The organism is Paenibacillus sp. RUD330 (assembly GCF_002243345.2).
GTDB lineage: Bacteria > Bacillota > Bacilli > Paenibacillales > Paenibacillaceae > Paenibacillus_O.
In genome coordinates, this window is sequence record NZ_CP022655.2 from 3,029,539 (window position 1) to 3,043,841 (window position 14,303).

14 protein-coding genes are annotated in these 14,303 nt (G+C 58.4%); all 14 read right to left on the minus strand.

The features are described from left to right. Nucleotides 1–224: 224 nt before the first annotated feature. Complete coding sequence (locus CIC07_RS13690) at nt 225–1,097, minus strand: 2-oxoacid:ferredoxin oxidoreductase subunit beta (protein ID WP_076355430.1); 873 nt, start codon at nt 1,095–1,097, stop codon at nt 225–227. Further along, on the minus strand, nt 1,084–2,835 hold the full coding sequence (locus CIC07_RS13695; RefSeq protein ID WP_076355428.1) for a 2-oxoacid:acceptor oxidoreductase subunit alpha: 1,752 nt from the start codon (nt 2,833–2,835) through the stop codon (nt 1,084–1,086). Before CIC07_RS13695 ends, CIC07_RS13690 begins: the two co-directional genes overlap by 14 nt. Before the next feature lie 152 nt (nt 2,836–2,987). Beyond that, on the minus strand, nt 2,988–3,956 hold the full coding sequence (locus tag CIC07_RS13700) for a dipeptidase (protein WP_076355426.1): 969 nt from the start codon (nt 3,954–3,956) through the stop codon (nt 2,988–2,990). A 120-nt stretch (nt 3,957–4,076) separates the two neighbouring features. Further along, on the minus strand, nt 4,077–4,337 hold the full coding sequence (locus tag CIC07_RS13705; RefSeq protein WP_048746433.1) for a stage V sporulation protein S: 261 nt from the start codon (nt 4,335–4,337) through the stop codon (nt 4,077–4,079). Nucleotides 4,338–4,463: 126 nt separating this feature from the next. Continuing rightward, on the minus strand, nt 4,464–5,258 hold the full coding sequence (locus CIC07_RS13710) for a TIGR00282 family metallophosphoesterase (RefSeq protein ID WP_175619184.1): 795 nt from the start codon (nt 5,256–5,258) through the stop codon (nt 4,464–4,466). Nucleotides 5,259–5,322: 64 nt separating this feature from the next. After that, the gene (gene rny, locus CIC07_RS13715; protein ID WP_048746436.1) at nt 5,323–6,867 is read right to left on the minus strand and encodes a ribonuclease Y; all 1,545 of its coding nucleotides are present in this window, start codon (nt 6,865–6,867) and stop codon (nt 5,323–5,325) included. Nucleotides 6,868–7,054: 187 nt separating this feature from the next. Next, on the minus strand, nt 7,055–7,735 hold the full coding sequence (locus tag CIC07_RS13720) for a RecX family transcriptional regulator (RefSeq protein ID WP_076355422.1): 681 nt from the start codon (nt 7,733–7,735) through the stop codon (nt 7,055–7,057). A gap of 125 nt (nt 7,736–7,860) precedes the next feature. Next, nucleotides 7,861–8,925, minus strand: coding sequence for a recombinase RecA (gene recA / locus CIC07_RS13725; RefSeq protein ID WP_076355420.1), 1,065 nt, complete (start codon nt 8,923–8,925; stop codon nt 7,861–7,863). A 285-nt stretch (nt 8,926–9,210) separates the two neighbouring features. Next, nucleotides 9,211–10,461, minus strand: coding sequence for a competence/damage-inducible protein A (locus tag CIC07_RS13730; RefSeq protein ID WP_076355418.1), 1,251 nt, complete (start codon nt 10,459–10,461; stop codon nt 9,211–9,213). 207 nt (nt 10,462–10,668) lie between these two features. After that, entirely contained in the window at nt 10,669–11,244 is a 576-nt protein-coding gene (gene pgsA, locus CIC07_RS13735) for a CDP-diacylglycerol--glycerol-3-phosphate 3-phosphatidyltransferase (protein ID WP_076355416.1), read from the minus strand. A gap of 134 nt (nt 11,245–11,378) precedes the next feature. Further along, on the minus strand, nt 11,379–11,870 hold the full coding sequence (locus CIC07_RS13740; protein ID WP_076355414.1) for a YajQ family cyclic di-GMP-binding protein: 492 nt from the start codon (nt 11,868–11,870) through the stop codon (nt 11,379–11,381). 239 nt (nt 11,871–12,109) lie between these two features. Next, nucleotides 12,110–13,048, minus strand: coding sequence for a helix-turn-helix domain-containing protein (locus CIC07_RS13745; protein WP_076355412.1), 939 nt, complete (start codon nt 13,046–13,048; stop codon nt 12,110–12,112). 23 nt (nt 13,049–13,071) lie between these two features. Next, complete coding sequence (locus tag CIC07_RS13750) at nt 13,072–13,836, minus strand: DUF3388 domain-containing protein (RefSeq protein ID WP_076355410.1); 765 nt, start codon at nt 13,834–13,836, stop codon at nt 13,072–13,074. Between the two features lie 179 nt (nt 13,837–14,015). Continuing rightward, on the minus strand, nt 14,016–14,267 hold the full coding sequence (locus tag CIC07_RS13755; protein WP_048750011.1) for a DUF3243 domain-containing protein: 252 nt from the start codon (nt 14,265–14,267) through the stop codon (nt 14,016–14,018). Nucleotides 14,268–14,303: the final 36 nt, after the last annotated feature.

The window sequence follows — 14,303 nt, forward strand, 5'->3', positions numbered from 1 at the left end:
TAAGCGGCGGAAGCCATGTCGAATCGCCATGGTTGAACTTTTCCGGACTTTTTGGACTCGACGGCCAGCATGTCCTGCGTCCCATCCCCAGTCCTCCAGCCAGGAGATGACGTCCAATAGGGAGAGCGTGCAGGACTTCCGCTTCGGATCCTATTCATGAGCCTCGAAAAGCTGAAAAAAGCCCGGCTGCTCCCATAAGGAAGGCGGCCGGGCCGGCTGACGTTCTAGACAAAGTCCTTCAGGAGCTTGTCGAACTCGTCGCGGGAAAGCTTCAGATCCTGGTTCGCAAGACCCTCTTCCGCAAATCCGCTGACGAGATTCTCGTACGAGCGGCGCTTCGTATCCTGGTAGACGAGGCCGGTAACCAATCCGTTCGTCTCCATGATCTTCGTCATCGCGGCGAGGCGGTTCGACGGGTCGTAGCCTTCTCCGGCTTCGCCGTCGAGGTTGACGATGTTCTCCTTGAACCAGTCGTAGGTATTGACCTTGTTGAAGGTTACGCAAGGGCTGAATACGTTGATGAGCGAGAAGCCTTCATGCTTGATGCCGGCTTCGATCAGCGCGGTCAGCTGCTTGAGATCGCTGGAGAACGATTGGGCGACGAACGTCGCGCCTGCCGACAGAGCGATTTCGAGCGGCGACAGCACGGATTCGATGGAGCCTTCCGGCGTCGACTTCGTCTTGAAGCCCTCGGCGCTGCGGGGCGACGTCTGCCCCTTCGTCAAGCCGTAGATCTGGTTGTCCATGACGATATACGTCATGTTGACGTTGCGGCGGATCGCATGGACCGTATGGCCCATGCCGATCGCGAAGCCGTCGCCGTCGCCGCCCGAGGCGATGACCGTCAGCTCGCGGTTGGCCAGCTTGACGCCTTGCGCGATCGGGAGTGCCCGGCCATGGATGCCGTGCAGGCCGTAGGCGTTGATGTAGCCCGAGATCCGGCCGGAGCAGCCGATGCCGGAAATGACGGCAAGCTGCTCCGGCTCCAGGCCGACGTTGGCGGCAGCGCGCTGGATCGCCGCCTGGATGGAGAAGTCGCCGCAGCCCGGGCACCAGTTCGGCTTGACGTTGTTGCGGAACTCTTTAAATGTTGCCAACGGGGGTCAACTCCTTTTTGGATGCTTCGTACACTTCGGACGGAAGGAACGGATTGCCGTCGTATTTGAGCACGCTGCGAATTTTGTCCGAGTAGCCGCAGTGCAGCTTGATCTGCGAAGCGAGCTGGGCCGTTGCGTTGTTCTCCAGCACGATGACCTGAGAAGCCTGGTCCAGATAAGGAGACAGCTGATCCGTCGGGAACGGATGGATCTGGCGCACCTGCACATGGTTGGACGCGATGCCGTCCTTCTCCAGGCGCGTGCGGGCCTCATCGATCGTTCCGCCCGTAGACCCCATGCCGATGATCAGCAGGCTCGGCTTCTCATGGGGAGCGTCGACGCGGATCGCCTCCGGAATCTGCAGGGAGGCCAGCTTGCCCAGACGTTTGTCCATCATGCTCTTGCGGTTCGCGGCGCTTTCGGACGGCCTTCCCGTCTCGTCATGCTCGACGCCGGTCACATGATGCAGGCCGCCCTTGTCGCCAGGCAGCGAGCGCGGGGAAACCCCGTCCTCGGTAAGCTCGTAACGCTTGAACAGCTGATGCTGCTCCAGCTCCGGCAGCTCGCGCTGCAGCTTGCCGCGGCGGATCTCGATGCGGTCATAATCGATCGGCTCGCAGCTTTGCTTGCCGAGGGACAGCTGCAGATCCGTCATGACGATGACCGGCACCTGGTATTCCTCCGAGATATTGAATGCCTCCACCATGTCGTAGAAGCAGTCCTCGATGGATGCAGGCGCGATGACGACCTTCGGAATCTCGCCATGCGTGCCGTAGACCATCGCATTGAGGTCGGATTGCTCCTGCTTCGTCGGCAGTCCCGTCGAAGGTCCTCCGCGCTGCGTATCCACGATGACGAGCGGCTGCTCGGTCATTCCGGCGAGGCCGATCGCCTCCATCATGAGGGACAAGCCTGGGCCTGCGGATGCCGTCATCGTGCGCACGCCGGCATAATTTGCCCCGATCGCCATCGTCACCGCCGCAATCTCGTCCTCCGTCTGGACAACCGTGCCGCCGAACTTAGGCAGCTTCTTGATCAGGTACTCCATGATCTCGGATGCCGGCGTGATCGGATACGCGCTCATGAGCCGGCAGCCCGCCGCAACCGAGCCGAGGCCGATCGCTTCATTGCCGATCATGAACAGCTTCTGCTTGCCGTCGGCCGGTTCGAGAGCGAACTCCTCGAGCGGACCTCCCGCCTGCTCCAGCACGAATTCGGCGCCGCGCTTCACGGCTTCGACGTTCTTCTCGACGATCGCCGGACCTTTGCGGCCGAATTCCTCTTCGACCGCTTTGTTGAACACTTCGAGCGGAAGGCCGAGCAGCGCCCAGGATGCGCCGGAAGCGACCATGTTTTTCATGAGCGAAGTGCCGAGATCCTCGGCGATCGATGTGATCGGCACGGCGAACAGCCGCGCATCGCTTCCTTCCGGCAAGGCAGGATTGAATTTCGCGTCCGCCACGACAACGCCGCCGGGACGGAGCTCGGGCGCGTTGAGATCGATGCTTTCCTGGTCGAACGCGACAAGAATATCGAGATCATCCGAGATGGCCCGGATGGGGGATGTGCTGATGCGGATCTTGTTATTGGTATGTCCGCCCTTGATTCTCGAGGAGAAATGACGGTACCCGTATAAATAATAGCCGAGGCGGTTGAGAGCGGTGGAGAAAATCCGGTCGGTGCTCTCCACGCCTTCGCCCTGCTGGCCTCCTATTTTCCAAGACAGCTGACTGATCACTTGCGTCCAACTCCTCATCTGCTATGAGACCTTTTTCACAATCTCCATAAATTTTATGCCTCCACCTTTAAAAATGCAAGGCATTATCGAGAAAAGTTCTCATACAGGAATCCGATGGAACCTATAACAGAAACTGATAGTTGCCTGATGCCTCATTCCGACGGCAGCTCGCTCAGAAGGAAGGAAATCGCGTTGCCGTTCATGAAAGCCGCGGCTTGCCGCGCTCCGAACTCGCTGACGAGAGCGGAGCGCAGCGAGCGGACGTCGCCGGGATGCCGAAGGCCCTGCACATACAGCTCGATGCCGTCGAAGTCGGACCCCAGCATGATGTGCTTCTCTCCTCCCAAGGCGCATATATGCTCGATATGCCGAAGGATGTCGCTGATCCGCACCTGCTCCGCGCTGCTGACGAAATAAGGCACGTAGGTCATGCCGATCCTTCCCCCCAGCGCAATGACAGCCCGAAGCTGATCGTCGGTCAGGTTTCTCGGATGGGCGCAGACCGACTTCGCGTTGGAATGCGAGGCGATGAACGGCCTCTCTGTCCGGTCCGCCAGCTCCCAGAACCCTTTTTCCGTCAAATGCGACACATCCAAAATGATGTCGAGCTCGTTGCAATGCCGGACGAGCTGCCGCCCTTTTTCCGTGAGTCCGCCTTGCCGTTCTTCCATGACTCCGTCCGCTGCCCAGTTCCCGTAGTTCCAGGTCAGGCCAAGCATGCGGACTCCCAGCCGGCGCGCAAGACGCAGCATCGCGAAGTCGCCCTCCAGCCCGTCCGCTCCTTCCAGCGTCAGGACGGCGGCGATCCGGCGTGCGGCAAGGCTGCGCTCAAGCTCCTGCCTGGTTCCTACGAACCGGTAGGCATCATTGGAGACGATCTTTTCGTAAAAGAGGTCGATGCTGCGGAGAACGGCGTCGAATGTCTTCGGCCTGCTTTCCGTCAAATAAATCGCATAGGCCTGAAGCATATAGCCTGCGGCCAGCTGACGGTCAAGCGTCACATCGAGCTGCCTGCTGCCGGAGCCGCCAGCGGCTTGGCAGACGTCGAGCTCCGGGTTTCTCAGCAGCTTGCTGAGCACGTCGCAATGCAGATCCGCAACTCCGAGTACAGGGTGTTTCATGGCGCTGCAGCCTCCTGTTCCGTTTCCTGCTCTTGCATGATATGAAGCCATAACCTTGAATGGACGCAAAAAAACCTGCTTACACCGTAAACAGGTCGAATGGGATAAGTTGTCCGGTCGTCAGCGCGGCTCTACGATCAGCTTGATGGCTGTGCGGTCTTCGCCGTCGATGACGATATCGGTGAAGGCGGGAATGCAGATGAGGTCCACCCCGCCGGGAGCGACGAAACCTCGAGCGATCGCCACGGCCTTGATCGCCTGATTGATCGCTCCAGCCCCGATCGCTTGCAGCTCAGCAGCTCCACGTTCCCTTAGAACTCCAGCCAGTGCCCCTGCGACGGAATTTGGATTGGACTTAGCGGAAACTTTCAATACTTCCATGGAAAGTACCTCCTCGGGAATGATGGGTAGCTGCAGCTCTACACTACTTTCATAACCTATTCGAGAGAGGACAAAAAATTCCTTCTTCCATTCCGATACCCGTCTCCAGGATTCGCCATCGTTCTTTCAGTACATCGCTAGAGACGTCTCGGTCAATCGAATTTTCTCCAGCTTCGCGGCCTGCCCGGTCGTTTCGTCCATGTGGACGATGAGTCCGTGCAGATGCCAGTCGCCTTCATCCACGATAAATCTCGACGGAAGGCCGGTCAGGAACTTGTGCAGCACGGCGTTCCGCTCCATTCCGAGGATGCCGTCCATCGGTCCGGTCATCCCTACATCCGTCAGATAGGCGGTTCCGCCCGGCAGGATCCGGTCGTCGTTCGTCTGCACATGGGTATGCGTGCCGACGACCAGACCCGCCCTGCCGTCGAGATACCAGCCCATCGCGATTTTCTCGGATGTCGCCTCCGCATGGAAGTCGACCATGACGCAGCGCGTTTCTTCTTGCAGCAGCTCCAGCTGCTCGTCCGCGACACGGAACGGATCGTCATTCGGCGGCAGGAATGTCCTGCCCTGCAAGTTCAGAATGCCGAGCTTCTTGCCGTTCACCTTGATGACGGCCGCTCCGCGGCCGGGCGATTGCGGCGAGAAGTTGGCCGGACGGACGATCCGCTCCTCATCGTCGATCCACTCGAAGATGTCCCGGTTGTCCCAGGTGTGGTTGCCCATCGTAATGCCGTTGACGCCCCAATCAAAAAACTCTTTGGCGATCGCGGCCGTTATTCCCCTGCCCGCCGCCGCATTCTCGCCGTTCACGATGATGATGTCGGGATTGTATTTGGACCGGAGAGCGGGCAGTGCCTTGCGCAGCGCCGTGCGGCCGACGTTGCCGACGATGTCTCCGATGAACATGACTTTCAACATGACTTGCCTCCTTCGGATTGCAAAGAAAATCCCGCTCCGGAGAGCGGGATGATCCACGGTGTTACTTGGCGTATTCGACCGCGCGCGTTTCCCGAATGACCGTGACCTTGATATGTCCCGGATAATCGAGCTCGCCTTCGATCTTTTTCGTGATGTCTCTGGCGAGGCGGAACGCCTCGGTATCGTCGACCTTTTCCGGCTGAACCATGACGCGGACTTCGCGTCCGGCTTGGATGGCGTACGATTTCTCGACGCCGTCGAACGATTCGGAGATGGCTTCCAGCTTCTCCAGACGCTTGATGTACGTCTCCAGCGTCTCGCGGCGTGCGCCAGGGCGTGCTGCGGACAAGGCGTCTGCCGCTCCGACGAGCATCGCGATGACGGAAGTCGCTTCGCAGTCGCCATGATGGGATGCGATGCTGTTGATGACGACCGGATGCTCCTTGTACTTGCGGGCCAGCTCGACGCCGATCTCGACGTGGGAGCCTTCCACTTCATGGTCCAGAGCCTTGCCGATGTCATGCAGCAGTCCGGCGCGCTTGGCGAGCGTGATGTCCTCGCCCAGCTCGGCGGCCATCAGCCCGGTCAGATACGCGACTTCCATGGAGTGCTTGAGCACGTTCTGGCCGTAGCTCGTCCGGTACTTCAGGCGGCCGAGAATCTTGATGAGATCCGGGTGGATGGCGTGCACGCCCACTTCGAAAGTAGCCTGCTCCCCATACTCGCGGATCCGCTCGTCCACCTCGCGGCGGGATTTCTCCACCATCTCTTCAATTCGAGCCGGGTGAATACGTCCGTCCGCAACGAGCTTCTCAAGTGCGGTGCGGGCGATTTCACGCCGGATAGGATCGAAGCCGGACAAGATGACCGCTTCCGGCGTATCGTCGATGATAAGATCGATACCCGTCAAAGTTTCCAGTGCGCGGATGTTGCGGCCTTCCCGGCCGATGATCCGGCCCTTCATTTCTTCGTTCGGCAGCGTGACGACGGATACGGTCGTCTCCGCCACATGATCGGCGGCGCAGCGCTGGATAGCCAGCGAAATGATGTCGCGCGCCTTCTTGTCCGCCTCTTCCTTCGCCTGCTGCTCGATTTCCTTGATCATCTGAGCAGTTTCGTGGCGGACTTCCTGCTCCACGTTGGTGAAGATGATGGTCTTGGCATCCTCCGTGGTCAGGCCGGAGATCCGTTCGAGCTCGCTCTGTTGCTGCCTGTAGATGGAGTCGATCTGATCCTGTGTTTCTTCGATTCGTTTCTCCTTGTTGGCTACCAATTCTTCTTTGCGTTCGAGTGCTTCTAGTTTTTTATCCAGTGACTCCTCTTTTTGCAGCAGCCGTCTTTCGAGACGCTGATTCTCGTTGCGTCTCTCCCGAATGTCTTTGTCCGCTTCAGAACGGAGTTTATGGATTTCGTCTTTCGCTTCCAGCACGGTTTCCTTCTTCAGGGCATCCGCTTCCTTCTTCGCCTGCTCGACGATTTGGACGGCAGCCTGCTCTGCACTGGAAATCTTAGCCTCGGCGATCGACTTTCGGACGAAGTAACCAATCCCAAAGGTAATCGCGCCAACAACGAGAACGATCAAGATCCACCAAATAACGGGGCTCATCTTGTTCACCTCCTCGTTGCATTCACCAAGGCTGAAAAAAAGCCGGGAATGATATTCAGTTGTTGCGATTCGGTTCCAAACCGTGTCTAAGACTGTAGAATGGAGACTAATAATCTTGAACCCATTTACGAAAGGAAATACATCCCTTTCACTCGCGGATGCACTATTAATGTAGCTTTACGCAATTTCAATTGTCAAGCCAGAGCCCTTCGGTCTCCAGCTCCTCCCCTTCCGACACATGCCGCACGGCCTCCCGGACCAGATCGCCCTGGAAACCGCGGCGCAGCAAAAATCCTGTCAGCTTCAGCCGCTTATCGCGATCCTCGCCTTTTAGGCTCCGCCATTTCTTGGCCGCGGCCTTGAATGCCGCATCCCGTTCGGCTCCGACATCGAGCGCTTCGATCGTCTCGCCGGCGGTCAGCTTCGACACCCCGCGCTGCTCCAGCTCCTGACGGATCAGCCGGCGCCCCTTCTGGCTGCTCTTCACCTTCTGGGCGGCGTACATTCTCGCATAATCGCGGTCATCGATGACCTTCTCCTGCTGCAGCCGTTCGACCGCATAGCGGATATCCGGCTCCGTGTATTCCTTGCGCTTCAGATAGTCCGCCATTTCCTTGGCCGTCCTCATTTTGAATCCGGCATAATACAGAGCTGAGGCATAAGCCTTATACCGGTCTCCCTCCGATTGGATTCCCTCCAGCTCCTCGCTGCTGAGAACGCTCCCTTTGAGCAGCCTATACTTGACGAGTATATCCTCATGGACGGAAAACTCCGGCTCCTCATTCCCGTCCAGGCAGATCCAGTAATAGGAACGTTTGCGGGAGTCAGGCTCTACCTTGGTCACGACTTTCTCGCTGCTGTCCTGCATAGTGCCTCCTTCCTATCCACGATCGGATAGCTTGAGCAAAAAAGCACCTCTGAACGATTCAGAGGTGCTTCCCTGTCAGGCCGGTCTATTCCGTGCAAGAACTCCTGGAATGCTTGCAGGACGGCTTAAACGTCCAGCTCCAGCTCGTCCAGCTCGTCTTCCTCTACAGGAGGATTGATACCCGCGGCTGCCCGCTCGGCGGCAGCGTTGAGGTTATGCGCCTCGCGAATTTTGGTATCGATCGTATCCGCTACGGCAGGGTTGTCCTTGAGAAACTGCTTGGCATTCTCGCGGCCTTGACCAAGACGGTCGCCGTTGTAGCTGAACCAAGCGCCGCTTTTGTTGACGATGTCCATCTCGACGCCGATGTCGATGATGCTGCCTTGACGGGAAATGCCTTCTCCGTACATGATGTCGATCTCCGCCTGCTTGAACGGAGGCGCCACCTTGTTCTTCACGACTTTGATCCGTGTGCGGTTGCCCACGACGTCGTTGCCTTGCTTGATGCTCTCGATGCGGCGCACGTCGAGACGAACGCTGGAGTAGAACTTCAGGGCGCGGCCGCCGGGAGTCGTCTCCGGATTGCCGAACATGACGCCGACCTTCTCCCGAAGCTGGTTGATGAAGATCGCGATCGTCTTCGACTTGCTGATGGCGCCGGACAGCTTGCGCAGCGCCTGCGACATGAGGCGCGCCTGAAGGCCGACGTGGGAATCGCCCATCTCGCCTTCGATCTCGGCCTTCGGCACGAGAGCGGCGACGGAGTCGATGACGATGACGTCTACCGCGCCGCTGCGCACGAGCGCCTCGGCGATCTCGAGAGCCTGCTCGCCGGTATCCGGCTGCGACAGCAGCAGCTCGTCGATGTTGACGCCGAGCTTGCTCGCATAAAGCGGATCAAGCGCATGCTCCGCATCGATGAAGGCGGCTTGGCCGCCCGTGCGCTGCACTTCCGCGATCGCGTGGAGAGCGACCGTCGTCTTGCCGGAGGATTCCGGACCGTATACTTCGATGACGCGGCCTCGCGGGAATCCGCCGATGCCGAGTGCGATATCTAATGCGAGGGAACCGCTGGAAACCGTCTCTACGGTCATATGCGTGGACTCGCCTAGTTTCATAATGGAGCCTTTTCCGAATTGTTTCTCAATCTGGCGGAGAGCCATATCTAAAGCTGCGCGGCGATCTGACAAGAGATCCACATCCTTCATTCATCATTTTATAGTTCTATTATAGCCTGTTTGCATCACTTTGCCAAGCTTTTTTTCGAACATACATTCGCTTTTCTTGTCCGCGGCGCCACCTCCGTATCCGCTGCGGCATCCGGACGAAAAAGAACCGCAGCTGCGCATGCAAGCTACGGTTCTTCCGTTAACTGTCTCCATTGTAGACCATTCCCGATGCCGAGAAAAGAGCACATGGAATGCAGCCGGAGCCGGACCGGCTGCCGCCGGGCGCGTTGCTCCGAAATCCGCGGCTCAGGATTCCTTCAGCAATGTCCACAGCCGGTACAAGGCGTGCTTGGCCGCCCGCATCCGCACCATTTCCCGGCTGCCGCCGGCTTGCAGCGTGTATACGGAAGCCTCCATGCCCTTGCGCGAGATGCCGATGTAGACAAGTCCGACCGGCTTGCCCTCGGACTCTCCTGGACCCGCTACGCCCGTTATGGATACGCCCCAGTCGCTGCCGGTCGTCTCGGACACCCGCTGGGCCATCAAGGCTGCCGTCGCCTCGCTTACCGCCCCCGGCGCTCCCGCGCCCTCCAGCATCTCCATCGGAATGCCGAGCAGCCGATGCTTGAGCACATTGGTGTACGTGACGACGCCTCCCAGGAACTCTCCGCTGCTGCCGGGCCTCGAGGTGATCAGCTCGGCGAGCAGCCCGCCGGTGCAGCTCTCGGCGCTGCTCAGCCTGTGCCGGCGGTCGCGCAGAAGCCGCAGGACCGCTTCCTCCAGCGGGATGTCCTCCTGCGCATACAGATAGCTGCCGACCCTCGACTGGATCGTCGCGGCCATATCGTCGATCCGCTTCAGAGCTTCCGCTTCATCCGGCGATTTGGACGACAGGCGGATCGTCACCTCTCCCTCCTTGGCGTAAGGAGCGATCGTCGGATCGGTCTGCGCTTCGATGAGATCGATCAGCTCATGCTCCAGCTTGGATTCGCCGATGCCGGCAAATCGGAGGATGCGGGAGTGAAGCGTCGCTCCACGGCCGTATTCCTGAAGGATCCAGCTTGTCGCGGGCCCCTCGAACATCGGTTTCATCTCCATCGGCGGTCCGGGGAGCAGAATATAGCGGATGCCGTCCTGTTCAAGGGCGTTGCCGACGGCGAGTCCCGCTTCGTTGTCCAGCGCGGCGCTTCCTTCGATCGAGTTCGCCTGCCTGAGGTTGCTCTCCACCATATGGGCGCCGCGGCTCGCGAAGAAGGCTTCCATTCTCGCCAGGGAAGGCTCGTGGATCACCAGCTTGCGCCCGAGCATGCCGGCAAGCACGTCCTTGGTGAGATCGTCCATCGTCGGCCCTAGGCCTCCCGTGAAGACGAGCAGATCGGCCCGGGAAGCAGCGATTGAGATGGCTTCTTTCAGCCGGGAGGCGTTGTCGCCGACGACCGTCTGGAAAAACACGTCGATGCCGAGGGCTGCCAGCCCTTGGGACAAATAGCGCGCGTTGGTGTTGACGATTTGGCCAAGCAGCAGTTCCGTTCCGACCGCAATGATTTCGGCTTTCATGATGGCATTTCTCCTCCAGGATTGGGTTTGTCGCAGCAAGAGGCTCATGACGGCGAGACAATCGGCGGGAGCGTAGTCCATGCACAGGCTCCTCGATGCCGGTCAAGCGTTCCAAGGCAAAATGAAGAATGGAGCCGGCGGCGCCATCCTCCAGCGTACAAGAAAGGCCCCCGATCCCGGCGGGGATCGATGGCCTTGTCCAGCCGGTTATTCAACCGGGATAAGATTGCGGTTTTTGATGAAGTAGTCGATGCCCGACCATACCGTAATCAATGCGGCAGCCCAGCTCAGGATCAGATCCAGAGGCAGGTCCAGGAATGCACCCGGGAAGTTGTTGAGCAGCAGCACAATGATCATGGCGATCTGGACGCCTGTCTTCCACTTGCCCCAAGTGCTTGCGGCGAGTACGGAGCCTTCCAGCAGAGCGATCTGCCGAAGGCCGGTCACGGCGAATTCGCGGCTGATGATGACGATGGCGAACAAAGCGCTCAGCTTGTCCATCTCGACCAGCGAAATAAGCACGGCTGCGACGAGCAGCTTGTCGGCGAGCGGATCGAGCAGCTTGCCCAGATTGGTCACCATCTTGTTCTTGCGGGCCAAATATCCGTCCAGGCCATCCGTGCTGGCCGCGATAATGAATATCAGCGTGGCGATCATCTGCGTGTACGTAATTTGATAGTCCCCGAACTTAAAGGATCCCAGATCAAGACGGATCAGCAAAAAGAACATGATTACAGGCACGAGAAAAATACGCGCAAGCGTGATCTTGTTGGCCAAATTCACGCGGGTTCCCCTCCCTGACAAAACTCTAACCTAAAGTATGTACGCTACCCGGGAGGCCATTCTCAAAAGAACGGACATAGCCGGTTCCTATACGATAAAAGTATAAACGAACCGAAAACCCGCTGTCAAAATTGTTACCGGAAATTCGTGTACTGCAGGTCCAGCTCGAGGTTCGCGCCGCGTAGCAACGCCATGACAGCCTGCAGGTCGTCGCGGCTCTTGCCGGTCACGCGCAGCTGGTCTCCCTGGATCTGGCTCTTCACTTTCAGCTTGGAGTCGCGGATAAGGATATTGATCTTCTTGGCGTCGTCCTGGCCGATCCCCTGCTTCAGCTTGATGCGCTGGCGCACGGTGCCGAGCGAGGCGGCTTCGATCTTGCCGAAGTCCATATTCTTGATCGGGACGTTCCGCTTGATCATCTTGGTCTGGAGAATGTCGATGACGCTCTTGAGCTTGTACTCGTCGTCCGACTGGACGACCAGCTCTTCTTTCTCGAGCTTGATGCTGCTCTTGCTTCCTTTAAAATCAAAGCGGTTCTCGATTTCCTTCTCCGCTTGGACAATCGCGTTGTTCAGCTCCTGCAGATCGACCTTCGATACGATATCAAACGAATTTTCGGAACTCATGGCAAATCCTCCTTACATGGCATTCCTCTTATTATAAAACATCCGGCTGCGAAAGTATAACCGGCGGGGCCGCCGCCGGATTCCCAAGCAATAAGCCTGCGGTCCTGGGCCAGCTTCCCTTTTGCACCGAGCACGGACAGCATCACCGGCTTCCGTTCATCCTTCTATCTTTCCGTTCCGCCCTCATTTCCAACCGCGAAATACAAAAGACATCCCGCAAAGGGATGCCTTGTCGTGTGCTAGTGGCTGTTCTCGGAATCGGAGCCGCTCGCGCCGTCGGCTGTTCCGGCCGAATCGGCATCGCCGCTCCCGGATGACGCATCCGCTCCGGATGCCGGCTCAAACTGGATCTTCTTCGAGCTTGGACGGTCTCCGTCGTCGATCAGCTGGCCGCCGACCGTAATCTCGGTATTGTCCGCGCGTCCGGTATTGAGGTAAATGACGTCATCCACCGGTACGGACAGAGTATCGCCGGCTTCGGCCGCCTTGTTGTACAGGAACTCGCCTTTGGGACCGCCTTTGCGGACCTCGATCCATGCGGTGCCGGTAAAGCTCAGTTCAATGGTGACGGCTCCGTTGGTCTTGTAGTAATCGATCTTGCCCGACTTGCGGTCGAACGTGACAGCCCCTTCCGGAGTCGGGGTCGGCGTCGGCGACGGAGTCAGGCTAGGCGTCGGGCTCGCCCCTCCGGCAGCGTCTCCCGGAGACGGCGATTGTCCGGGGCCGGGCGTATTCGTCGTGATCGGCGTTTCGTCTGCGGTCGGCGTTTGCCGATCCGGCTTAATGACGAAAATCCAGATCAAGACGACGATCAGCGCCAGAAAAGCCCACATCAGCACGGAAAATCCCAGCTTGCCGACCCGTTCGGAGGTCGCCCGCGAAGTCGATGCCTTGCGCGGCGGCTGCGGGGCGGCAGCCGGCTCTACAGCCGAGGCCGCCGGAGCCGCGGGAAGCTCGTTCTTGTAGTAGTTCAGAAGCTCGTCGGCGTTGAGGCCGACCGCCTCCGCGTAGTTCTTGACGAATGCACGGGCATAAAAGCTGCCTGGAAGCGCGGCGTAATTGCCTTCCTCGATCGCCGTCAGGTAATGCTTGCGGATTTTGGTCATCTCCTGCACCTGGTCCAGGGAGAGTCCCATTTCTTCCCTTGCCGTGCGCAGGGTTTGGCCCAATTCAGACATGGTTGGCCATGCCTCCTCTCAAATTAAAAATCGTTATAATTGACGGTGAAGGAATCATAGGAGATTTCTTCGTCCGGCGTATTGCGAAGCTCGATAATCGTCGTAAAAGTGCTGTAATCATAATTGGATTCGCGGATAAAGATGTCCGGATGCTCGATGACCTTGGTCGAAGGCATCTCCATGATTTCCTGGAGAAGGGCGTGATGGCGCTCGTTGGAGCGGATCGTGCTGACGATGCCGTCGATGATGAAGATGTTGTCGGGATTCATTTCCTCGGTCGACAGCTGGCTGCGGACCGTCTGGCGGAGCAGCGTGGAGGAAACGAACGTCCAGCGCTTGTTGGAGCAGACGCTGCCGGCGATGATGGATTCCGTCTTGCCGACCCGCGGCATGCCGCGCAGCCCGATGACCTGGTTGCCGTCCCGCTTGAAGATCTCGCCGAGGAAATCGACCAGCAGCCCGAGCTCGTCCCGCGTGAAGCGGAAGGTTTTTCGATCATCCGAATCCCGTTCGATATAACGTCCGTGACGCACCGCGAGCCGATCCACCAGGCTCGGAGGACGCAGCTTGTTGACGGTGATGTTCTCGACCTTGGCAAGCATCTTGCCGAGAATCTCGATCTTCTCGTCGTCGTTGGTCTGGAGCAGCATGCCGCGGGTGCGGTCCTCCACCCCGTTGATCGTAATGATGTTGACGTTGAGCATGCCGAGCAGGGAGGCGATATCCCCAAGCAGGCCAGGCCGGTTCTTATGTATTTTGTACTCCATATACCACTGTTTGGATTCCATTAATCACACCGTCCTGGGGGAATGAGCTGTCTTTATGCCCTTCATTATAAGCCTACATTCTACATGATTCGGCAAAAAACCGCAATGATCATGCCGACGATTTTTCGACGGCGGAAACTTGGTGTCCACAGCCAAGTAGAAAAGCCCCCGAATGGGAGCTCTCCGCCAAAAGTCGATGATTAACCGTGATTGACCAGCTTCACCATGAGGCGGGCAATCGTCTTGCGCTCTTCCTCGTCTCCGACGTCCCAGATCTCCTTCAGCACGCGCTGCTCTTCGTTTTTCGGATCGACCTTCTCATCGAGGAAAGATCCGATCTCATAAGCGAGGTTGCCGAGAGTCTCCTCGGTAAGCCCCATCTTTTTGCCCTGCTCCACGCGGTCGGACAGAAATTCCTTCCATCCTTCAAAGCTCGAAAGTACAGTAGACATGCTTCGTCGCCTCCTTGGTCGAATAGAGAAAGAAAT

Excerpts from the sequence above, each read along its gene's own strand:
- CIC07_RS13700 (WP_076355426.1), bottom strand. The coding sequence starts at position 3,956 with ATGAAACACCCTGTACTCGGAGTTGCGGATCTGCATTGCGACGTGCTC.
- CIC07_RS13705 (WP_048746433.1), bottom strand. The coding sequence starts at position 4,337 with ATGGAAGTATTGAAAGTTTCCGCTAAGTCCAATCCAAATTCCGTCGCA.
- rny (WP_048746436.1), bottom strand. The coding sequence starts at position 6,867 with ATGAGCCCCGTTATTTGGTGGATCTTGATCGTTCTCGTTGTTGGCGCG.
- CIC07_RS13720 (WP_076355422.1), bottom strand. The coding sequence starts at position 7,735 with ATGCAGGACAGCAGCGAGAAAGTCGTGACCAAGGTAGAGCCTGACTCC.
- CIC07_RS13730 (WP_076355418.1), bottom strand. The coding sequence starts at position 10,461 with ATGAAAGCCGAAATCATTGCGGTCGGAACGGAACTGCTGCTTGGCCAA.
- CIC07_RS13740 (WP_076355414.1), bottom strand. The coding sequence starts at position 11,870 with ATGAGTTCCGAAAATTCGTTTGATATCGTATCGAAGGTCGATCTGCAG.
- CIC07_RS13745 (WP_076355412.1), bottom strand. The coding sequence starts at position 13,048 with ATGTCTGAATTGGGCCAAACCCTGCGCACGGCAAGGGAAGAAATGGGA.
- CIC07_RS13750 (WP_076355410.1), bottom strand. The coding sequence starts at position 13,836 with ATGGAATCCAAACAGTGGTATATGGAGTACAAAATACATAAGAACCGG.
- CIC07_RS13755 (WP_048750011.1), bottom strand. The coding sequence starts at position 14,267 with ATGTCTACTGTACTTTCGAGCTTTGAAGGATGGAAGGAATTTCTGTCC.